Origin of the sequence: Erwinia psidii (genome assembly GCF_003846135.1) — a bacterium.
Lineage (GTDB): Bacteria > Pseudomonadota > Gammaproteobacteria > Enterobacterales > Enterobacteriaceae > Erwinia > Erwinia psidii.
In genome coordinates, this window is sequence record NZ_RHHM01000001.1 from 437,632 (window position 1) to 460,568 (window position 22,937).

At 50.2% G+C, this 22,937-nt stretch carries 11 protein-coding genes and 2 pseudogenes; 7 read left to right on the forward strand and 6 right to left on the reverse strand.

Features of this window, described 5'->3' with window-relative positions:
* Window positions 1-415: 415 nt before the first annotated feature.
* Window positions 416-1,405, reverse strand: a complete 990-nt coding sequence (locus tag EB241_RS01915; RefSeq protein ID WP_124231526.1) for a hypothetical protein — start codon at window positions 1,403-1,405, stop codon at window positions 416-418.
* Between the two features lie 653 nt (window positions 1,406-2,058).
* Here EB241_RS01915 and EB241_RS01920 point away from each other — a divergent pair.
* From EB241_RS01920 to EB241_RS01930, 3 genes are all read left to right on the forward strand, one after another.
* Complete coding sequence (locus EB241_RS01920; RefSeq protein ID WP_124231527.1) at window positions 2,059-5,535, forward strand: autotransporter domain-containing protein; 3,477 nt, start codon at window positions 2,059-2,061, stop codon at window positions 5,533-5,535.
* A gap of 155 nt (window positions 5,536-5,690) precedes the next feature.
* Window positions 5,691-8,669 (forward strand): MAC/perforin domain-containing protein, encoded by a 2,979-nt coding sequence (locus tag EB241_RS01925; protein WP_124231528.1) that lies wholly within the window; start codon window positions 5,691-5,693, stop codon window positions 8,667-8,669.
* A gap of 78 nt (window positions 8,670-8,747) precedes the next feature.
* The gene (locus EB241_RS01930) at window positions 8,748-10,376 is read left to right on the forward strand and encodes an HNH endonuclease signature motif containing protein (RefSeq protein ID WP_158612365.1); all 1,629 of its coding nucleotides are present in this window, start codon (window positions 8,748-8,750) and stop codon (window positions 10,374-10,376) included.
* 388 nt (window positions 10,377-10,764) lie between these two features.
* Here EB241_RS01930 and EB241_RS01935 read toward each other — a convergent pair whose 3' ends face one another.
* The gene (locus EB241_RS01935; protein ID WP_124231530.1) at window positions 10,765-11,157 is read right to left on the reverse strand and encodes a DUF943 family protein; all 393 of its coding nucleotides are present in this window, start codon (window positions 11,155-11,157) and stop codon (window positions 10,765-10,767) included.
* Window positions 11,157-11,999, reverse strand: a pseudogene (locus EB241_RS01940) (DUF3289 family protein). Before EB241_RS01940 ends, EB241_RS01935 begins: the two are co-directional and overlap by 1 nt.
* Before the next feature lie 529 nt (window positions 12,000-12,528).
* Here EB241_RS01940 and EB241_RS01945 point away from each other — a divergent pair.
* Window positions 12,529-13,254, forward strand: coding sequence for a hypothetical protein (locus EB241_RS01945; protein ID WP_124231531.1), 726 nt, complete (start codon window positions 12,529-12,531; stop codon window positions 13,252-13,254).
* 220 nt (window positions 13,255-13,474) lie between these two features.
* On the opposite strand, the gene guaA is transcribed toward EB241_RS01945, so the two are convergent.
* Window positions 13,475-15,055: a glutamine-hydrolyzing GMP synthase gene (guaA, locus tag EB241_RS01950; RefSeq protein ID WP_124231532.1), complete on the reverse strand. Its 1,581-nt coding sequence runs from the start codon at window positions 15,053-15,055 to the stop codon at window positions 13,475-13,477.
* A 79-nt stretch (window positions 15,056-15,134) separates the two neighbouring features.
* A complete protein-coding gene (guaB, locus tag EB241_RS01955; RefSeq protein WP_124231533.1) occupies window positions 15,135-16,601 on the reverse strand; it encodes an IMP dehydrogenase in 1,467 nt (488 codons plus the stop codon).
* 169 nt (window positions 16,602-16,770) lie between these two features.
* Here guaB and xseA point away from each other — a divergent pair, with 169 nt between their 5' ends.
* The 3 genes and pseudogenes from xseA to EB241_RS01975 all read left to right on the forward strand — a co-directional run bounded on the left by xseA (window position 16,771) and on the right by EB241_RS01975 (window position 19,621).
* Window positions 16,771-18,129 carry an exodeoxyribonuclease VII large subunit gene (gene xseA / locus EB241_RS01965; RefSeq protein WP_124231534.1) on the forward strand — a complete coding sequence of 453 codons (1,359 nt, stop codon included), beginning with the start codon at window positions 16,771-16,773 and terminating at the stop codon, window positions 18,127-18,129.
* A gap of 149 nt (window positions 18,130-18,278) precedes the next feature.
* Window positions 18,279-19,292, forward strand: a pseudogene (locus EB241_RS01970) (M4 family metallopeptidase).
* The gene (locus EB241_RS01975) at window positions 19,289-19,621 is read left to right on the forward strand and encodes a protealysin inhibitor emfourin (RefSeq protein WP_124231535.1); all 333 of its coding nucleotides are present in this window, start codon (window positions 19,289-19,291) and stop codon (window positions 19,619-19,621) included. The pseudogene EB241_RS01970 and the gene EB241_RS01975 overlap by 4 nt, the downstream one beginning before the upstream one ends.
* A gap of 681 nt (window positions 19,622-20,302) precedes the next feature.
* On the opposite strand, the gene EB241_RS01980 is transcribed toward EB241_RS01975, so the two are convergent.
* Window positions 20,303-22,735: a glucose/quinate/shikimate family membrane-bound PQQ-dependent dehydrogenase gene (locus EB241_RS01980; RefSeq protein WP_124231536.1), complete on the reverse strand. Its 2,433-nt coding sequence runs from the start codon at window positions 22,733-22,735 to the stop codon at window positions 20,303-20,305.
* Window positions 22,736-22,937 lie beyond the last annotated feature (202 nt).

A 22,937-nucleotide genomic window follows, 5' to 3' on the forward strand; every position in this document is an offset into this window, starting at 1 on the left:
TAAAGAATAATGTGTATAACGTAATTCATCCGCAACAGGCTAAGGTGGCCATCTGAACAGTCACCTTACCAGCCTGGCTGGCTGGCTGGCTGGCTGGCTGGCTGGTCATGGTGCATTACAGACAATTTGACAGGAAATAACGTTCATTGATGCAGAACACTCTCTACTGCCGCCTGAGAAACCTTCGAAGTCAGTTTTTATTTCTCAGGTAACATGATGAATTTATCATTGAAAACCGTTTTAAAATCGTTCTGATAGCCATAATTTCGGCGTTAACACCAGCCGCCGCGTTGAAAACGTGAAATTTTCTGAAGTTATGTCAGGATAACCGATTTTCGTGATTGGTATCAGGGCAACAGTAACAACCGCCATAAAAAATCACGTGGCAGAAATTAATTCCCTGCCTCGTCAAATATTATTGACCGTTTAAAATTTCAACGCCCGCCGCCCCTCTCCTTACCGTAAAAAAATGCCTCTCGCTGGCAGGAACTCGCGATGATGAAAAAATTCCGTAGTCATTAACCTCCTTAAATTCATAATGAATATTAATTGCTTTTATTTTATTTTTTTGTGCTAATTTTAACAGATTTTTCTCTAACTCCTGCCATTCAATTTCTTTATTCCTGGATTGATTTACTGAATCAAAATAAAAAATAAAACACTTCTCCAGTATTTTACCTTCAAGATCTACATCTACCTCATTACTCATTGCGTTAGCGAAGTAAAAATTAATTCCGTGAGCAGCGTTCTTACTGTGCGTCGTTACTTTAAAAACATTAAAATAGATCAGGCAATCTCTGTTTTCTTCAGCAACTTCATGCAGAACATCACTTAGCCCGGTATGAGCGCCATTGGTAGGCCTTGTGTGCGGATTTTTAGTATAACCTACATATTCAACCCTGCTGTCTATACCAAGATTAATGTCCGTGTTATCTAAAAAATCATGTATTGGATATGTTGTTAAATAACCATTTGCATCCTTTAAAGTAATAAATTTTTCCGTAAGCGAAATTCCAGGCCTGAATACTTTCCCCGTATTTATATCGACGAAAGTACATTTTATTTTTTTCCTTTTTTTAGCAGCGCCAATCAGAATATGAATTTTTACCTGCCCGGTAAAAAAATTATATGACGGCTTCCTTTTTACATTAAACCTTACTTTCTCTCTGGAGCATATAAAGTAGATAAACCGTTTTTCCAAATGGCTGTCCACTTCCTCTTTAATCTTCATTAATTTATCGACTATCAGCTTTCTGGTGTCGAAGTAATCCGCTACTTCTTTTGGATTTACCACTAAGTCGTACCAGTAGCAGTGGTGTTTTTCAAGTTCAACAACCCACTTCTTTTCATCGGAACTATATAATTTATGAGACAGTAATGATGAAAATATCCCTCTGTAAGTCAAAATGCTTTCCTCAATAAAAAGACAATATAAACCACCATAGCAATATATCAGATCATTTCAAGACTGATGTAAAATCACACAATAGTCATATTTTGATGAATTAATTTATCACAATATATTAAGATGCTTTTTCTGTTCCTTTCAGCATATCTGACCAGCAGTTCCTTACAGTGAATCACGTCGTAACAAATAGTGAGCAGTGCTGTTGATTACAATCTGGCCCTTCTTATGATCCGTGACGGGAAACCTGACTATAACACCAGCTCCGGTAGCTCAGCATTCCGATATCCACACAGTGCAACCTGACACACACTCTTGCAGCAATAAGCAGTATCCCGACATCACCATCACGGACGTTATTTGGACTGCCCCCATCCCGCCAGACGATCCTGTCGTATATTTGGACTGGCATCTCTGATGCGTTGGCAGACTCAGCTACTGCCGCAGTGTTTTAAACCATTACTGAATGCCTTTATCGGAACTTATCAGGTCAGAAAGCCGTACCCGCAGACAGGTCCACTCTTTACGTGCTGAACTGAGACAGGAGCGCTTAAATTTATCAGCCTGTATTTGTAACAAAAAGATGTCATGATAATTTACGCTAATGGGATTAATCCTAAAATATAATCTAACAAAATGCTTCCGGGTGAACTATGGGCTGTACCAATTTTTTTGGGCGGATAACTGTCGGTCTGACAACTGTCTTTGCAATATTCTGCTGCGTGCCGGCGGCATTTGCTCTGTCCAGCGGCTGTGCCGCAGTAAACGCCCTGTCGGGTTCTTCCACCCTTTCCTTTAGCGCAAACCGGTATCCGGCATCCGACTTTGCCACCGGCGACGCACTGACCCTGAGTTTTACCGACAGCGGTGCGGCATATGGTGGAGACGTAACCAGCGCCGACAGCATCAGTATTGCCCGTTATAACCTCAGCAGTTTTCAGACTTATAACGCCGCCAATGCCACCAGTAATACGTCTCAGACGGTGACCATCACCGTACCGGCAGGCAGTCTGGAGGCAAACGGCGTGGCACTGCGAGCCTCGACGTCGAACGGTCAAATCAGCAACCTGGTGTTCAGCTGCACCAGCGCATCTTCTGCCTCCGCCGATGCCACGCTTTCGGCCCTGTCGCTTTCGTCAGGTACGCTTTCACCGTCTTTCACTGCGACAACCAGCAGTTACAGCGCCTCAGTCGCCAGCAGCATATCATCGGTAACGGTCACGCCCGTTGTCACCGAGAGCCATGCTACCGTCACCGTTGACGGCACCGCGGTCGCATCCGGCTCGGCGTCTCAGTCTGTCAGCCTGGCGTCCGGCAGCACGACCAGCATTTCCGTCGTCGTCACTGCCCAGGACGGTACCACCCGCGCGTACGCGCTTAGTGTAACCCGCGCGCAAGCCCCACCGGTTTCGTCAGACAGCGCTGACACCGTAGCCGCCAACAGTACGGACAATGTCATTTCACTCTCCCTGAGCGGAGGAACGCCGACCGCAGTAGTCGTCGTCACCTCACCGGGCCACGGCAGCGCCGTGGTAAGCGGGACCACGGTGACCTATACGCCAGTAGCCGGCTACTCCGGTAGCGACAGCTTTACCTGGCATGCGTCTAACAGCGGAGGCACGTCTGCCGATGCCACTGTGTCACTGACCGTGAGTCCCCCCATCCTGGCAATTACGCCGACAGCAGGCGCACTGCCGGCTGCCACCGTAGGGAGCGCCTGGTCACAAAACCTGACGGCCTCCGGTGGCACCTCGCCTTACGCCTGGTCCGGTACCTCGCTACCCACCGGCATTACGCTCAACGCGTCAGCGGGCACGTTGTCCGGCGTCCCTTCAGATGCCGGCAGCTACAGTTTCCAGGTCACCGTCACCGACGCGAACGGTGCCACCGGCAGCGTCAGCTATACACTTAACGTCACTGCCGCCTCGCCGGTGGCCAGCGACAGTGTGGCTACCGTGGCCGAAAACAGCAGCAGCAATACCATCGCACTCAGCCTTTCCGGTGGAGTAGCTACGTCGGTCACCATCGTGACTTCGCCCACTCACGGCAGCGTGGTTACCTCGGGGGTGGCTGTTTCCTACACCCCGGTAGCCGGTTATTCAGGCAGCGACAGCTTTACCTATACCGCCAGTAACGGCAACGGGACCTCCGCCAGCGCCCGCGTGTCGCTCACCGTGACGCCGGTGCTACTTACGCTGTCACCCGGCAGTGGCGCCCTGCCCGCGGCGACGGCGGGCAGCAGCTGGAGCCAGACCCTGACGGCTTCGGGCGGCAGCGCGCCCTATACTTTCAGTGCCACCGCCCTGCCGGACGGGATCACGCTGAACCCGGCAACGGGTGTACTGACGGGCACGCCATCCGCTGCGGGCAGTTACAGCTTCCAGGTCACCGCCTCCGACAGCCTGGGCGACAGCGGCACGGCCAGCTACTTACTGGCCGTCAGTGCCGCTCCGCAGACCGTCCTGCAGCTCCAGCCCTCAGGCGGATCGCTTGCGCAGGGTAAGATCGGACAGGTGTACACTCAGTCACTCAGCGTCACGGGCGGTACCGCCCCTTATCGCTGGCAGCTGAGTGGGGCCCTGCCAGTCGGCCTGAGTTTTACTGACGGTCAGCTTTCGGGGACCCCGGTGGTCACCGGGACCAGCGCGTTCAGCGTGCTGGTGACCGATGCAACAGGCCGTTCATTGCAGGTGGGATACACGCTGGTGATAGCCGCTGCGGCGCCGTCCGCTACTGACCACGCCGCCACGGTTTCTGCTGGCCTGTCGGTGACGGTGAACCTGACCAGCGGGGCGACCGGCGGTCCGTTTACTGGCGCCCAGCTGCAGGACCAGCCGGAGAGTAGCCTGGGTAAGGCGTCAGTAAGTGCTTCCGACACTGGCTATCAGCTGCTATTCACCGCAGCCGCTCAGGCCAGCGGAACCGTCACACTCCGCTATGTCCTGACCAGCGCTGCCGGGTCAACGTCGCCAGCGCGGGTAACCCTGACCATCACCGCGCGCCCCGACCCTGCAAAAGATGCTGACGTCATTGGCATGGTGAGCGCGCAGTACCAGGCCGCGCAAAATTTTGCCCGTGCGCAGTTGCGTAACTACAGTGACCGCCTTGAGCAGCTGCACCGCGGGGTCGACCTGCCTTCTGAGCTGGCCGGTGTCCACTTTTCCATGCCCTCTTCCGGGCCGGAACGCGATGCCGACCAGAAAATGTGGACCACGGCATGGCAGAAGCAGACATCCGCTCTGAACGACCTACAGTCCCGGCCAGGCGTTCCCTCATTGCCTTTCACTGCCCAGAAGCAGGCACAGCGCCTGTCATACTGGACCGGAGGCTATGTTGACTTCGGCGGCGACAACGCAGATGGGGTGCGCTTCAGCCACACCACCGTGGGCGTGACCACGGGCGCCGATTACCGCTTTACCGGGACGTTTACCGGGGGCATGGGGATAGGCTTTGGCAGGGACGTCAGCGATATTGGCGACAGCGGTACACGGACGAACGGTCGTGCGTTCAGCGCTGCCTTTTACGGTAGCTACCACCCGGGGCCATACTTCGTGGATGGCCTGCTGGGCCACGGTAGACTGGACTTTGACAGTCGGCGTGCAGTTACAGGAACAGAGGCCGTAGCGCGCGGTTCCCGCTCAGGCCGTCAGGCTTTTACGTCGCTTACCTCGGGTTATGAATTCCGAACGCCGGATAGCCTGATTTCACCCTACGCCCGTCTGCAGTACACCCGCACATGGTTAGACGGCTTCAGCGAGTCGGGCGCGGGTGCTTACAGCCTTTCCTATGCCTCACAGACGGTGGCACAGGTCGTTACGGCTGCCGGATTGCGTGGCGAACGCACTGCACCAGCCCGCTGGGGCGTGCTACGCTTGCAGGGACGTATTGAATACGCACAGACACTCAGCGCCAGCGGTACGGCACGTGTCGGTTATGCTGATACTGCAAACGATACCTGGCGCGTACCGCTGACGGAGACGAGTCGGCAGACGATGACGGTCGGCACCGGCTTTGATTTTCTGCTGCCATACAACATCACTCCGGGTATCACCTGGCAGGGAACACTGGGCCTTGATGCACAGCGCTCGCGTGCACAAATGGTCATGATCCGGGTGAATATCGGATTCTGATAACGCAACGTCATGACAGGTCAGGCTATTACTGTTATGTCCGGGTAAAACGGCAATGCTTTTGCCAGAACCTTCAGTCACAGGGGAAGAAAAAGCATTGCAGCCGGTTCAACCCAGAACATTTTGATGAGTCTTATAATTTCTGAGGAGTATTTGTGTCTGATAACCATACCGATCCGTTGGATGACTATCCTGAAAATCTGGCCAATAGCGCTGACGTAAGCAGTCGTGTTGATAAGGTAATGCACGATCAGGAGCTGATGGCACTTGAGCAAGCAGAAGCAGATACACAACGGCAAAAAAAGCGGCAGCGGGCTGAGCTGTCCGATCATCGTACGAAGCTCCTGAAAGCGGTGAAAGTTGAAGCTCCCGATCTGGCTGTACCACTCTTCGAAAAACTCAGCGCGCTGGCAGATGAAAATCACGGTTTTGCACCGCGTGAAGTCGTTGACTTGCTAAAATCCCATAAAGCCAGATTCAAGGATGAACCGGACTTTTTTGACCTCGGTATTGCCCAGCGTGAAGATCTGCTTGATCGGGTTGGGTTTTATCGGGGCGTTGTCATTGATAATACGATGAGTAACCCTGTTGAGGCTGGTTTTCGGGATGTACTGATGCGGCCGGATGCCGGTAGTGATCATGCAGGTGCTGCACAACAATCGCTGCACCCCGCTACGCTATTTTACCGAAAACCAAACTTTTCCGGCTATTTCGAAAACTATTACACATCCTCAGAGTCGGTGTACCAAACTCAGAAGAATGGCGTCACAAATCTGAGTTTCGCGTTGGGCCTGGCAGCCGGTGGACTCCGTAACAGCGTCTCGCTGGGTGCGTCGTTTTCCAAATATGGTCGACAGGAAGAGAGCAGCGGCTTTATTGGAAAAACCGTTTTCACCACGGCTAACTTTTATTTGCCTAAGATAGAGTTATCGTTTGATAAGACGCAGAGCTGCGCGAGTCAGGCATTTTTTAAGGCCTGTTCACAAGCGGTTGCCGGGCTTAAGGAAACGGATCTGAATAGCAGTAATCAATCGGAGACCGAACAGCAGTCCCGTACCCGCTGGGATGACAGTTTCCGTAAGCTGAAAGATGTTCTTGATGATTTTGGCCATTTTGTCCCGCTACAAACGCTTATTGGTGGCCGCCTGTTCGCCACCGAGAAAAAGACTTTTGAGGGTAGTGAGAAAAGTTCGGACTTCACTGACCGCTTTGGGGTAAGTGTGAAAGCCAGCCTCAGCACATTATACGCAGAGGCAGAAATCAGCGGCGGTTATGAAAACAGTAAACAGGCGTCGACCAAATCAAGGTCCTCCAGTGAAATGCAGTCCATGACCTTCAATGCGATAGGTGGGGAAGGCACCGTCGTGCAGGATGCTGCGGCCTGGGCCGAGTCGCTTTATGATTACCGGCGCTGGGCATGTGTGCAGCGCGAAAACCTGGTTCCCAGCATAAATTTCCTGCCTGTGGCGCTACGGCAATTATGCTGGCGTGTACTGAGTAAAATGGCGGAAGACCGGACAAAACGCGACCTCCTGTATATTCATAAAGCCTTCTTTCTGTTTTACGGTGAGTACGGGGAACGGATAGGCCGCACAGCGCGGGACGTGTATTTCAGTATACAAAGTCATGCCTACAATGCCGCGGTGGCAACCAAAACCACCCCGCCCAGCGAGGAAGTGGAGGCGGTACTGGTGGAGCCTGATACGCTTTCTTCACAACTCTGGCGAATGACTGAAAGCGGACAAATCGTCCTTCGGGCAACCGGCAGGAAGTCGGCACATGGAGAGATCAATCACATCAGCTTTGCCCTCACCGCTGATTTACCGGCAGAAGAAAAAACTGCTTTGCTGGACACCTACCCGGTAAAATTGTGCCAGTTGAGTAACGATGCATCTCAGATCTGGAATTATCCTGGCTCAGGGGAACTGACCTGCCAGGCTCTCGGGAAAGATTATGTGCTGGAAGCGGTGTCGACAAGCGCTCTCTGCCTGAAAAAGAGGAAGATGGCGGGCCGGGAAAGCCACCTCTGGTATCTTGCCGAAGTGCCATTCGACGTAGAAAAAGCGCTTGATGACGTCTGTCACGATCAGTGGGTACAGATTTTTACTCAGAAAGGCAATGCGGTACTGTCTGTGGCAAACGTTGAGACCCTGGACGAGATAAATGCGACAGACATTACTGAAGTCATTGCCCAACCTAATATGCGAGGCAGACACCAATTCTGGTTACATGAAAGCTCTGGTCGGTTAGTTTCTGCCATGAAGGTCCGTAACAATGACCAGTTACAGCCCCTTTTGCTTTCGGCAGACGACATATCGGGCAGAATTACAGCCAGCGTTTCCAGATCGGATCTTATCCAGAAGTGGAGCACCACCACAACAGGGGAGCTCCAGCCCGCGACATCGGCATCGGTCAGAAAAGCCCTTGGGTGCTTCTCGGATGGAGGGAAATCGACAATCGGTTGCACACTGCTCTTACGGGAAAGCAATGCTCAATCTGACCAGAAGTGGCAAATTAGGGCTTATAATAAACTCCCTGTATTCGCCAGAAAAGAGAAAAAATATTCAAATAATAACCTGCAGGAAGAATGCCTGATATTTTGGGTAGACAAAACCCCCCTGGTTATTAAAGGGCAGATGACCGGTCTGGTTTTCTTTCTTGAAGGGATTGAAGGAAGTGGTGATAACAAAAAGTGTGCATTGCGAATGACAGTATTCTGCCAGAATGAATCTGGCAGAGAAGCAGTGAGTCATAAAAGAGGTGATAATAAAAACCTCGAACCGCTACTGAGAGAAGAACGTCACACCTTCATAGATAACAATTATCTTCACCTCCCCGCTCCTGATTATCCAATTTACAGTCTGAGGATGAATGTGGCGAACAGCCAGGGGGATATGCGTAGTCTGAGATTTGAATATCAGTCTGAGCAGGGCGGGACATGGCAATACTTTAGTAATCCGGGAACTTTAAAAGAATCTTCATTATTGAAAACATCGAAAATGAAGGTTGCCCTGCAGTACGAAACCAGCGTGGCTCAAGGGGAATTTATCATTGCAGTTGGAATTGATGCCAGATACGATGCAAACAGGATGCTCAGTATCGCGCCAAAAATTCTCGCAAAAAGTTTTGACTGATTCATTTTTAAATGAAAACCGGGACCGTTGGTTTACGCCGGCGGTTTTCTGTTCAATATAATTACTATGGTAATTTATATGCCCAAGAATGGCGTCACAAGTAAAAAAGAAATTGAGAAAGATCTGACCATAAAACTGATCTCAATGTCATCACCCAGTATTGAATACTACCGCAGCACATGCTTTCTTTCAGAAAACATAGAAGAACTTGAAGATTTAAAAAAAACGTTCAGACCTTATGGTTTTTCATCAAGCATGCGTGCTTATCAGCTAAAAAAATTGCCAGATATGACAGTTAAAGCAGAGGTCAGCATGGTTATTTGCCCATATTGCCTTAATCACGTCACACTGGAATCCTGTCGTGCCGATCATGTAATCCCTTACAAAGTATATCTGCGATATCAGGCCTACAGACAAGCCATGAACAACGTGGAAAAAAATGTCAATGATTCATCCATGACAGATATTATTAAAAATAATTTGGTGTCTCATTCTGTAAACCTTACAGCAATAAGTGAATCCAAAAAAAACAAAAAAAAACCATTCAGTGAAATAGAAAAAAAATCCTATAATGATTTTGCCAATTTGCTTCTTTGTTGTCAGCAGTGTAATAGCACTAAAAGCAACACCATGAATATCACAGGGGCGTTGCAGGTATCAATGAATTATGCTAATCATCTCAGGCAGAAAAGTCTGTATTTCAAAATAAGAAACATCCTTAGCATGTTAGAAGAGATATTCAGCTGCAATACCAAAATTAAATCTTATATTCTTACAGACAGGCAGCTTGAAGGAGTAAGCGTTAATTTTATAGATTATATAAAAAAAACCGACCCGGAGAAGAGAAAACCTTTTAAACCCCGTTATAATTTAAATCCCACACTGGATGGGTTTGATATTAATTCGCTTATTCTGGAACACTTCCCAGAAAAAGAAGAAGTGGTTACTAAAAGGGCAAGGGATGAAGACTTAATACAAAATACCGCTTACGATACTGAGTATAAAAAGATAAAGTCAGATATAGCTCCTGAGGAAAACGCCAAACCAGAAAATGTTGTAACTGATAAGCCTCAGAATAACAAAAGTATAAATTCACTTCTCTTACATCAGGAACTGCTGGGATTCGAAAAATATATAATCAATAACAACAGAATAAATTTCAGTGACGCGCCCTTACTTAAATATTATTATCATTTCAGACAACTGGAGTCTGAGTTCTATAGCCGTGAGAAAACGGATTTGGTGAGCTATAAAAAACCCACAGGCATTGATACGGGTGCTGATAATTCTGATGAAGATCCGATCAAAATGCTGCTACTGGAATGTCAGATGACGGTCAGAAGCACACAGATATTTAAGGGTAAACCTTGTATTTATTGCTATGGTGTTTATGAGGCGTCAAGTTTTGACATCGATCACATTAAGCCTTCAAAGAAAATACATAAAGGTCAATTCATTGATAAAGAACGGATAAAAAGAAATAATGATTTAAAAAATCTCATCGCGGTATGTAAAACATGTAACACCACTAAAGGCAATCTCAACTTAACAGAAAATGACACTCTTTATCTTCAGCGACAGAAAAAAGTAATGAATTCCAATTATACTTTTCGCATGACTCACGTGGAAAATCCTGATACAGGTAAGACCTATACGCTGGAAGAACTTAATGAAATAAGAAATATAATACTGAAGCCACCGTTTTAAATTACCTGCTATTGTTCTTTAACGGGCAAGATTATTGGTTTTTCTACATAGCATGAGCGATGTGATAAAAATTTGATTAACGGCGGACTGGCCTGGGTATACGGTGCACACAGCTTAAAATGTACGATGCCGACGTGTCGACCACGCTGATATCCAAAGCGGCCGACGATGGCCACGGAATGGCAGCATCGTCTACCGGACAGCGGTATGCCAGGATGTATCAGTTCACATAGTGAGGTTGTTAACCGACAAGAAACAGTACTTATGCGCCCATGGTGTGGCCCTCGCTGTGAATTTATAACGAGGGTGAATTAACAGGAGCGAGGAATCTCAACTGTCTGAAAGTTGAAGTGCGCACGCAGGCAAGGATTTTTTGCCCCAGCCTTAATTAAAAGTCATACTTAACGCCGCCGTCTCGAGTACGCCAAATCGTCATAAGGATATCTTTATCGATACAATTTTTTGGTGAAGGAATGTCTTCAAAACATGCTCTGTCTTTCTTGCCTTCCTCCTGATAACCTTTACCAAAACCATATATAAATATCAGGAATGGGCCTGAGCCCCCGGTAGGGATATGATACTTCTTGCGTATTTCACCCTGGTTACTCTGCCACCAGTTAATTTTGTCAGATTCAGTAAACGGTAATCTGTCAACTATGACCTGTGCAGTACTTCCATCATAATGTGCATCAATAACTTTGACTGTTCGCTTGTCATTGATGAAAAAATAAAAGCCAGTCACCACTAAAATAAAAACTGCAATTGAGGTCACTCGTTTCATCAAACACCTTCTATATCAATAACAGCATCCATATTGGTAAGGAATGGCCTAAAAACAAATTTATTATAACGTTGCAGGACGAACCAAATTCTAAAAAACTGAAACTGATTAAATTTCTGTTTTCGTATATCCTCTGCATCCAGGCCAAAGTGATCCTGTCCTGTAAATCTGATACTGGCCTTCCACCCTATGTCATCAACATCCAGCTTCAATATATCGATTTTAGTCGCATCAACATCATGAACAGTGATGCCCATTCCGTTTATTTTATCCAGAATCAGAGAGTCGAATTTTGGCAGAACAGAAAAACTTATTGCTGATTTTAAATCAATAAGTTTCCCTTGAGGAAACCCTTTGCTTTCAAAATCAATAAATTTGCTAATAGTTTTCTGCATAATGGATATGGTTTTTTCAAATGCGTAATTAGAATTTATTTTTTGACGATAGGCTGCATTTAGCTGTGCATCCTCGAAAGGCACACCTCCTGCCGATTGAAAATGTCTCAGCATCTGATTAATTAAATTTTTGTGCGGTCCGATAAAGGCGTAAGGCAAAGAGGTTACCTGCATTTCCTCAAATAATAACTGTGCACATTTCTGAATACTGATTTTCCCGCCGCGATGAGTGCCGCCATAAACTTCCGCAAAACGGGATTGCGGATTATCAAAAGGAGTCAGCTGGGTCAGGGTTTAGGGGTCAACCACATTTGAAATATTTGTCAGACCGAATTCCCCTTTCAGCCTGGTCTCAGAGATATCGCCATATCGCATGTCATTTGCGTCGTAATCGTTGAACCGTGGCTGTGTGCTAAATATTGTCTGAGGAAAAACTGCGTTCGTCACAAAAAGTACTCCATTACTTTTTTGAATTGCAGACAGTGAACATGTACTTCAGCCACTGCCCTTAATAGCCCGATTGTTGGCTTTGAAAAAGAGTAGCAATCTTAATGATTACCTACAACACAGGCACGCAAATTTGAGACGCTGGCACAGGTCGGCAAGGCGTTTATTTCCTGCGGTACCTGTCCGCCTTCCAGCGGATAAGCGGCAGTTCTCCCTGTGATTTTTTGCTAACCAGTTCATGCGGACGTCTCAGACTTTCACCATCGCAGTAGCGCGGTTCATTTCCTCGTTTTCAGTACCACACGCCGTCTGAATTTGCAGCAAGCTGGAGAAATGGAAAATTAGAAGGTAAGCAAACCGACATTACTAACTGACGGCTGTATCTAATACTGGGGGCAGGTCAGAATGGCTTGCTAATGTTGAAGCTCTGTTGGCACTCCCAAACGACCTGCGGAGACACACACTTGTAATATTGTTTTATAATCTCAATTGGTTCTTTACTATTGATCCAAACTGGACAGTTCGACACTTGTTGCCGGTTCTTCAGGGCAACGATGTAGATGATCGCGATTCCGCATGGTCTGGATTCTTGTGGGGGGCAAAAATTCCAAATAAAAAACTCTACATGCAGCTCAAGAACGACATGCTGGAGTTTGCCGTGACCCCTCTTCTACCGAGTCGCTCATATAGTGAAATCATTGCGAGTATGATCCTGGCTGGGTGGGGAACTGTAAACGATGTCACAGGTGAACGTTGCATTTCCAATGACGAGATGCGCAGCTTGCTTTTAAAAGTCGATGATGAATTTCGATCACGGATCCTATGGCAAGCTCAACGATGGTCTGGAGAGAAAGACGAAAATTCACATAGCCGATGGAAAAAACAGCTTTCCGATCTGCTTAGAATTTGGCCTCGCCAACTATCAGCCAGATCGCCCAACACATCAGCTCGTCTTTGCGAGTTGGCTTTCTCCAGCGGAGAGCAATTTCCCACCATCGCAGCATTGGTTTTACCACTCCTAAGCAGAATCGAGCGAGACCATCTAATGTTACCATCACCCCATACGTCCGAAGACAATATCATAGACCGGTATCCTGAAAAGGCGCTGGCGCTACTCTATACGGTTCTGCCTGATAACACGTTGGCCTGGCCTTATGGGATGGAAAAAATATTACAACAAATTGCGGACGCCGATGGCAAACTGAATTGTGATGACAGACTAATTTCTCTGAAACGCCAATGGGACTCAAGGTGATGCTCTACCAACGCGTGCTCATCATGGCATATTCAGAAAATGGCTATGCCTAAGGGATATGTGGCTTTGACTCAATACCATGTGAAAAAGAACTTTCATCATGGCATGAGAATACCTTGCCAGATAATGCTTTCATCCACCATGAAAAATGCCATTAATAACGCAAACACATCATTAATGGCATTATTTTATTTAATCAAAACAAACGATCAGGAACAACCTATTCCCACTCGATCGTGGCTGGCGGCTTCCCGCTGATATCGTACACCACGCGAGAGATACCGTTGATTTCATTGATAATACGGTTAGAGACGCGGCCCAGGAATTCATAAGGCAAATGCGCCCAGTGCGCGGTCATAAAGTCGATGGTTTCCACCGCACGCAGTGACACCACCCAGTCGTATTTACGACCATCGCCCATTACCCCAACCGAACGCACCGGAAGGAATACGGTGAAAGCCTGGCTGACTTTGTCATACAGCTCCGCTTTACGCAGTTCCTCAATAAAGATGGCATCAGCCCGGCGCAACAGGTCACAATACTCTTTTTTCACCTCGCCAAGCACGCGCACACCAAGTCCCGGACCAGGGAAGGGGTGACGGAACAACATGTCATAAGGCAGTCCGAGTTCCAGACCGATTTTACGCACTTCGTCTTTGAAGAGTTCTTTCAATGGCTCTACCAGGCCCAGTTTCATCTCTTTCGGCAAGCCGCCTACGTTGTGATGCGATTTGATCACATGTGCTTTACCAGTAGCGGACGCCGCGGATTCTATGACATCAGGATAAATTGTGCCTTGCGCCAGCCATGAAACATCGGTGAGGCGGGTTGCCTGCTCATCAAAGACCTCAACAAACACGCGACCGATGGTTTTACGTTTGGCTTCCGGGTCGTCAATACCTGCCAGAGCATCAAGAAACCGTGCCTCCGCAGGGACATGGACAATGTTCAGTCCAAAGTGATCGCCAAACATATCCATCACCTGCTCTGCTTCGTTCAGACGCAGTAGGCCGTTATCAACAAAAACGCAGGTCAGACGGTCACCAATAGCGCGGTGCAGCAGCATCGCGGTGACGGAAGAATCCACACCACCAGACAGGCCGAGGATCACTTTATCGTTGCCCACCTGTTCACGCAGGCGCTCAACCGCATCTTCGATAATTTTTGCTGGCGTCCACAGCGCTTCACACTGGCAGATATCGCGCACGAAACGTTCAAGCAGGCGCAGTCCCTGGCGGGTGTGGGTCACTTCCGGGTGGAACTGCACGCCATACAGACGTTTTTCTTCGTTTGCTATAATGGCGAACGGGCAGGTTTCCGTGCTGGCCACGGTGACAAAGCCAGCAGGGATAGCCGTCACTTTGTCACCGTGGCTCATCCACACATCCAGCAGCGGTTTACCGGCGGCACTGAGGGAATCTTCGATGTCACGGGTCAGCGCGCTTTCGACGCCAACTTCAACCTGAGCATAGCCAAACTCACGCTCGCTGGAACCCGATACTTTTCCGCCCAGCTGTAGCGCCATTGTTTGCATACCGTAGCACACGCCCAGCACCGGCACACCGGCTTCAAATACCCAGGCAGGCGCGCGGGGACTGTCGTGTTGGGTGGTGCTTTCCGGGCCACCGGACAAAATGATGCCGCTAGGATTGAACTGGCGGATCTGCTCCTCAGTCACGTCCCAGGCCCACAGCTCACAGTAAACGCCCAGTTCGCGCACGCGGCGCGCAACCAGTTGCGTATACTGCGAACCGAAATCAAGGATAAGTATGCGATGTTTATGAATGTTTTCCGTCGTCATTGGATTGTTCCAGGGCAATAACAAATTCAGGATTCAGTATTAAAACGCCCGGCGGTGCCGGGCGCATAAACAGGGATTATCAGGAGCCCATTCGGTAATTCGGGGACTCTTTGGTGATGGTCACGTCGTGAACATGGCTTTCCGAAATACCGGCACCGCTGATGCGGACAAACTCCGCTCTGGTACGCAGGTCGTCGATAGTAGCACAGCCCGTCAGCCCCATACAGGAGCGCAGGCCGCCCATCTGCTGATGGACAATCTCTTTCAGGCGGCCTTTGTAGGCAACGCGGCCCTCAATTCCTTCCGGGACCAGTTTGTCCGCTGCGTTGTCGGTCTGAAAATAACGGTCTGAAGACCCTTTTGACATCGCGCCGAGTGAACCCATGCCACGATACGATTTGAAGGAGCGGCCCTGGTAGAGTTCGATTTCCCCGGGAGACTCTTCCGTACCGGCCAGCATGGAACCGACCATCACCGCAGACGCACCAGCGGCGATAGCTTTGGCGATATCACCGGAAAAACGGATACCGCCGTCAGCAATGACCGGAATGCCGGTGCCTTTCAGTGCTTCGACCGCATCAGCCACTGCGGTAATCTGTGGCACGCCAACACCTGTCACGATACGGGTCGTACAGATTGAACCAGGGCCAATGCCCACTTTCACCGCGCTTACGCCGGCTTCAGCCAGCGCCAGCGCACCGGATGCCGTGGCCACGTTTCCGCCAACGATTTGCAGATCGGGATATTTTGCTCTGGTTTCACGGATACGTTGCAGCACCCCTTCAGAGTGACCATGAGAGGAATCAATCAGCAACACGTCAATGCCTGCTGCCACCAGCGCATCAACGCGTTCTTCGTTGCCCGCACCGGCACCAACCGCCGCCCCAACACGCAGACGACCATGCTCGTCTTTACAGGCATTAGGCTTACGTTCGGCTTTCTGAAAGTCTTTAACGGTGATCATGCCCAGAAGGTGGAAGCTGCCATCCACCACCAGCGCTTTTTCAACGCGTTTTTCGTGCATTTTATGCAGCACCACTTCACGCGCTTCCCCTTCCTGTACGGTGACCAGACGCTCTTTCGGCGTCATCACGGCGGAAACGGGCAGGCTCATATCGGTAACAAAACGCACGTCACGACCGGTAATAATACCGACCAGCTCATTGTCATCATTCACCACCGGATAACCGGCGAAACCGTTGAGTTCGGTCAGCCGCTTAACTTCGCTCAGCGAGGTGGTGGGGAGTACCGTTTGTGGATCGGTCACCACACCACTTTCATGTTTCTTCACCTTGCGAACTTCTTCAGCCTGACGTTCGATGGACATATTTTTATGAATAAAGCCCAGGCCACCTTCCTGTGCCAGCGCAATAGCCAGTCCCGCTTCGGTAACGGTGTCCATCGCGGCGGAGAGCATTGGAATATTCAAACGGATGGTTTTGGTTAGCTGGGTACTGAGGTCGGCAGTATTCGGAAGAACGGTCGAATGAGCGGGAACGAGCAAAACGTCGTCAAATGTCAGGGCTTCTTTAGCAATTCTTAGCATAGCAATATCTCAACCTCAGGGTGAATGAGAACGTATAAAATATTGCCGCGGCATTATACAGGCCGTAACCGATTGCCTCCAGCTTTATTTCTGAAAATGCTTGATCCCTGTTGCCAGCCATGTAGTATCGACCAATTAACCCTCTGATTTAAAATTTGATCTTAATCACATGTCGCCATTGCCGTCCGCAAATATTTTCACCGTCAGCCGTCTCAATGCCACGGTACGTAAGCTGCTGGAAATGGAAATGGGGCAAATCTGGTTAAGCGCGGAAATCTCAAATTTTTCCCAGCCCTCTTCCGGCCACTGGTACTTTACGCTAAAGGACGATGGCGCACAGGTTCGCTGTGCGATGTTTCGAAACAGTAACCGCCGGGTAACATTTCGCCCACAAAATGGTCAGCAGATACTGGTCAGAGCCACCATCACCCTTTATGAACCGCGCGGCGACTACCAGCTGATTGCCGAAAGTATGCAGCCTGCCGGAGAAGGTGCGCTGCAACAGCAGTTTGAACAACTGAAACAGAAACTGCTGGTGGAGGGACTCTTTGATCAGGCGCACAAACAGATTCTCCCTGAGCCAGCTCACCAGGTAGGGGTGATTACCTCCGCCACCGGTGCCGCGTTGCATGATGTATTACGCGTATTACAGCGCCGGGATCCGTCCCTGCCGGTGGTGATTTATCCGACGCCGGTACAGGGGGTGGATGCCCCCGACGCCGTTGTGCGTGCGATTAAACTGGCTAACCTGCGTGATGAATGTGATGTACTGATCCTTGGACGCGGCGGCGGTTCACTGGAAGATCTGTGGTGTTTCAACGATGAACGGGTGGCGAGGGCTATTTTCGCCAGCCGTATTCCCATTGTCAGTGCTGTTGGTCATGAGACCGATGTGACCATCAGTGATTTTGTGGCCGATCTGCGGGCGCCAACGCCCTCTGCCGCGGCGGAACTGGTCAGTCGTAACCAGACAGAGCTGCTGCGTCAGCTGCTCTCGCAACAAACCCGGCTGGAAATGGCGGCAGATTATTACCTTGCCGGACAGAACCGTGCATTTACCCGGCTTTACCATCGCTTACAGCAGCAACATCCCCAACTGCGACTGGCTCGCCAGCAAACGGCCATGATGAAACTCCAGCGTGGTCTCCAGGATGCAATGCAGCTGCAGTTGCGTAAGGCGGGCCGTCAGCAGGAACGTGCCGGACAACGTTTGATGGCTTTTCAGCCGCAAAACAAAATTCACCGCGCACACCGGCAGATGCAACAGTTGCGGTATCAGCTACAGCAGGCACTTCAGCAACATCTGAATACCGATAAACAGCGTTTTTCCGCGCTGGCCGCCCAGCTGGAAGGCGTCAGCCCGCTGGCCACACTGGCACGTGGTTTCAGTGTCACCACTGCTTCAGATGGTAAGGTTGTCAAAAAAACCGAACAGATCCACCCCGGTGATACGCTGAAAACCAGACTCGATGATGGCTGGGTGGAAAGTGAAGTGATAAGGGTTACGCCAGCGAAAAAGCAAAAGTAAAACCCGCGAGCTGATCATCCGTACATACGCTCAACGCAGTGCCTATCCTTCCGGCAGCCGCTGTACCGGATGAAATTTCAGATCCAGTGTATAAGTGAGTTACTCTGACTATACTTTAGCCACATTTCCTCACGTCAGAGAGTCATGGTATGAAACAGAGTGTTATTCCTCCCTGGATCCTGCGCAAAATTATCGATAACGGCTCTGCACAACAGCAAAGCTGTGCCCGCAGCACCTTAGCCCATGTACAGACCCTGATGGCAGAAAACCAGCTAAAACCCGCCGGTGCCAGTAAAGCCCAGACAGGCCAGGTGCAACGCGAAATCTATGACGCGAAAAACACCCAGACCCTGCCCGGCACGCTGGTTCGCCGCGAAGGTCAGCCGGACAATGATGATGTGGCCAGCCGCGAAGCCTATGATTATCTTGGTGTTACTTATAATTTTTTCTGGCGCGCATGGCAGCGGAAGTCGCTGGATAACTAGGGGCTGAAACTGAAAGGCACCGTCCACTACGGTAAAGATTATCAGAACGCTTTCTGGAACGGTGAGCAGATGGTGTTTGGTGACGGCGATGGCGAAATATTTAACCGCTTTACCATCGCGCTGGACGTTATCGGCCATGAACTGGGGCACGGCGTGACTGAATCCGAAGCTGGGCTTATCTATTTCGGTCAGGCCGGAGCGTTGAATGAGTCGTTGTCTGATGTATTTGGTTCCCTGGTAAAGCAGTTCCACCATCAACAGACCGCTGACCAGGCAGACTGGATCATCGGTGAAGGGTTACTGGCTAAAGGGATCAATGGTAAAGGGCTGCGCTCCATGTCTGAACCGGGTTCGGCTTATGACGATCCCCTACTCGGCAAAGATCCGCAACCCGCAGACATGAAAGGCTATGTGCAAACCCGCGATGACAATGGTGGCGTACATCTTAATTCCGGTATCCCTAACCGCGCGTTTTATCTGGCCGCAAAAGCGCTGGGCGGCTATGCATGGGAGCAGGCTGGCTATGCCTGGTACGATACGGTATGTGATAAAACGTTGCCGCAGGATGCGGACTTTAAAACCTTTGCCGGGTTTACCATTAAGCACGGTCAGACGCGATTCAATCAGTCTGTCGGGCAGGCGATTGAAAGTGCCTGGAAACAGGTTGGCGTATTATGAACAGTCCGCTTCCTGAGCTGAACAACGACGCAATTATCGACGTTGTACGCGAAGGCGGTTTTGCTTATATACCAAAACTGGCAGGACCACGACGCTTTGCGTTGGCGCAACTCAGCATCCCACAACGTGAGCATGTGTGCAGCGTGCTCCGTCAGGCGTTGGCACTGGGAAAACCAGAGGACGAGCAGAATGGCCCTGGAAGCGGCGACAGACGTTATTTCCGTGTGGAGATAAGCTATTCCCGGCAACAGGTTAACCGCATTGTGATAGTGATCCCGGAGGAGTTGGCCCCGGATGAGCTGGTCAGACTCTGGCAGGATGGCCAGTAGCTCCTGTGACAACAGTGAAAATCCGCCCCACGCCTTCCCGGCTGATGGTTCAGGAATGAAAGTGAAAATCCGCCCCACGCCTTCCCGGCTGATGGTTCAGGAATGAAAGTGAAAATCCGCCTCACGCCTTCCCGGCTGATGGTTCAGGAATGAAAGTGAAAATCCGCCTCACACCTTCCCGGCTGATGGTTCAGGGATGAAAGTGAAAATCCGCCTCACACCTTCCCGGCTGATGGTTCAGGGATGAAAGTGAAAATCCGCCCCACGCCTTCCCGGCTGATGGTTCAGGAATGAAAGTGAAAATCCGCCCCACGCCTTCCCGGCTGATGGTTCAGGGATGAAAGTGAAAATCCGCCTCACGCCTTCCCGGCTGATGGTTCAGGAATGAAAGTGAAAATCCGCCTCACGCCTTCCCGGCTGATGGTTCAGGGATGAAAGTGAAAATCCGCCTCACACCTTCCCGGCTGATGGTTCCGGGATGAAAGTGAAAATCCGCCTCACACCTTCCCGGCTGATGGTTCAGGGATGAAAGTGAAAATCCGCCTCATACCTTCCCGGCTGATGGTTCAGGGATGAAAGTGAAAATCCGCCTCACACCTTCCCGGCTGATGGTTCAGGGATAAGTAAAAAGGCCCCGGTAAACCGTGGCCTTTTTCATCTCACGCTGATGTCAACGTGAACTTATTTATCCAGCGCAAAGGCTATCACGTAGTCGCCGCGATCGGGAGACTGACGGGCACCACCAGCGGAAATCAGAATATACTGTTTACCGTTTTGCGGTGAAATATAGCTGATTGGACCTCCCTGACTACCCACAGGCAGACGGGCTTGCCATACTTCTTTGCCGGTGGCAGTATCAAAAGCGCGCAGATAGTAATCCTGCGTACCGGCAATGAATACCAGCCCACCCTGCGTTGCCAGCGAACCGCCCAGAGATGGCATACCAATCGGCATCCTGACGCGCATTTTAATGCCAAATGGTCCGGTGTCCTGCACCGTTCCCAGTGGCACCTGCCAGACAACTTTCTGCGTTTTCAGATCAATCGCAGACATGGTGCCAAACGGCGGTTTCTGGCAGGGAATGCCCAGCGGAGACATAAAACGGTTTTTGTTTACCGCATAAGGAGTGCCTTTCATCGGAACCACGCCCATGCCGGTATTAACTGCTTCGCCACCGCGACTGACCGCACCATTTTTCGCCGGTGCTGCTGGCACCATTTGCTGCCAAAGCCCCAGACGCATGTCGTTGACAAACAGATAGTTATGGTTTGGATCGGTGGACATGCTGCCCCAGTTCATGCCGCCCAGAGAGCCAGGAAAACTGAGCGACTTGTCGGTGCCCGGTGGCGTATACAAACCGGTGTAACGCAACGATTTAAAGCTGATACGGCAAGCCAGTTGATCGAATGGTGTGGCACCCCACATATCCGATTCTTTCAGCGTTTCATTACCAATCTGCGGCATTCCGACAGAACGCGGCTGGGTATGGGAATACGGTTCATCTGGAATATTCGCCAGAGGAACCGGCTGTTCTTCCACGGTGGTCAGCGGCTGTCCGGTCTGGCGATCCAGCACATAGATCTGACCAGATTTCGTACCAATTACCACGGCAGGTTTGCTGCTGCCATCCTTCATCGGAAAACTGACCAGGCTCGGCTGCATCGGCAGATCAAAGTCCCACAGATCGTTATGCACGGTCTGATAAACCCACTTCTCTTTACCGGTTGTGGCATCAAGCGCCAGCACGGCAGCGCCATATTTATGGTCCAGCCTGGTGCGGTTTACCCCCCACAGATCAACCGATGGGCTTCCCATCGGAATGAACACGGTGTTCATATCCGCATCATAGGACATCGGAGCCCATGAGTTAGGCGTACTGCGGGTGTAGTGCTCACCCGCTGGCAACTGCACATTGGGATCGTCTTTGCCCGGATCGAATGCCCAGCGCATTTTACCAGTGATCACATCAAAACCACGCATCACGCCGCCCGGCATATCGGTGCTGACGTTATCTGCCACGCGTCCACCCACCACTACCGTACTTCCGGCCAGCGTAGGCGCGGAAGTCAGCACGTAGCTTGGGTCTTTGGCATCGCCCATACCTTCACGCAGATTGACCGTGCCGTTATTGCCAAAATCAGCACACAGCTTGCCGGTATCTGCATCAATAGCCATCAGGCGCGCATCAATGGTGTTCATCAGAATACGACGCTGGCAGGCAGCGTCCGCCGTCAGGCTGACAGGTGCAGGCGGGATGGAATCCGGTGCCGTCGGCTGGGTCAGTGGCCTGGTTGCATCAAAGTATGCCAGGCCACGACAGCGCATCCAGACGGAGGATTTTGCGTTGATCTCCGCTTTCCAGATCTGCTTACCGGTGTCGGCCGCCACGGCAATCACGTTGTTATGTGGCGTACAGAGAAAAATGGTATTCCCCACCTGCAACGGCGTTTGCTGATCTTCCGCACCGTTACCATCGGGGCTGAGTGGGGTATCTCCGGTATGGAAGGTCCATGCGACTTTAAGGTCTTTCACATTGTCGCGGTTTACCTGATCCAACGCGACAAAACGGCTACCGCCTGTCGTGTTGCCGTAATTGTCCCAGTTTTTCTGCTGCTTATCTTTCGCCACCGGCACTAATGGCAACGCCTGGCCATTCTGCACGGTCGGATGTGGCTGGAAGGTCAGTACCAGGGTTGCCGCCATGCCCACCAGCACCAGAAATGAAACCACATAAGCAGGAACGGCAGCAGAAGATTTACCTTCATGCCTGCGAAGTGCTGGCAGCGTTAGCCACGCCACCAGCAGGAAACCGGCCAGGGTCATCAGACGGGAAACCAGCGGCCAGAAATCAAATCCGGCGTCCTGCACAGCCCAAATGGCTGAACCAACAAATACCAGCGTGAAAATCAGCACGGCCGACGATTTGCGGCGGAAAAACTGAATAGCGGAAATAATGGTAAAAATACCGGCAATAACGAAATAGGCGCTACCACCCAGTGAAAGCAGTTTTCCACCACCAATGACAAAAAACAGGCCGGTTGTCAGGAAAAGTAAGCCCAGCACAACGCACCATAAGCCAAGCCACTTCGACGACCGGGCATTTATTTGAGACATAGCGAAATTACTCCTTAAGAAGAATAAGGCTTAGCAAAATGTTTCAATAACGGTAAAAATTGCGCCACGCGGTTCGAAATCCAATAAACACAAAATTAACAAACCATCTACTTCATGGCATTATTTGCTGAAACAAACAGGGCAAATTACACCGTCACTGAACATTTCAGGAAGAAAAATATCCAATTTTTTTGCAGTAAAA

What these genes read in the sequence shown, in the direction of transcription:
- EB241_RS01920 (WP_124231527.1), top strand. Translation starts at nt 2,059, where the DNA reads ATGGGCTGTACCAATTTTTTTGGGCGGATAACTGTCGGTCTGACAACT.
- EB241_RS01930 (WP_158612365.1), top strand. Translation starts at nt 8,748, where the DNA reads ATGCCCAAGAATGGCGTCACAAGTAAAAAAGAAATTGAGAAAGATCTG.
- EB241_RS01935 (WP_124231530.1), bottom strand. Translation starts at nt 11,157, where the DNA reads ATGAAACGAGTGACCTCAATTGCAGTTTTTATTTTAGTGGTGACTGGC.
- guaA (WP_124231532.1), bottom strand. Translation starts at nt 15,055, where the DNA reads ATGACGACGGAAAACATTCATAAACATCGCATACTTATCCTTGATTTC.
- guaB (WP_124231533.1), bottom strand. Translation starts at nt 16,601, where the DNA reads ATGCTAAGAATTGCTAAAGAAGCCCTGACATTTGACGACGTTTTGCTC.
- xseA (WP_124231534.1), top strand. Translation starts at nt 16,771, where the DNA reads ATGTCGCCATTGCCGTCCGCAAATATTTTCACCGTCAGCCGTCTCAAT.
- EB241_RS01975 (WP_124231535.1), top strand. Translation starts at nt 19,289, where the DNA reads ATGAACAGTCCGCTTCCTGAGCTGAACAACGACGCAATTATCGACGTT.
- EB241_RS01980 (WP_124231536.1), bottom strand. Translation starts at nt 22,735, where the DNA reads ATGTCTCAAATAAATGCCCGGTCGTCGAAGTGGCTTGGCTTATGGTGC.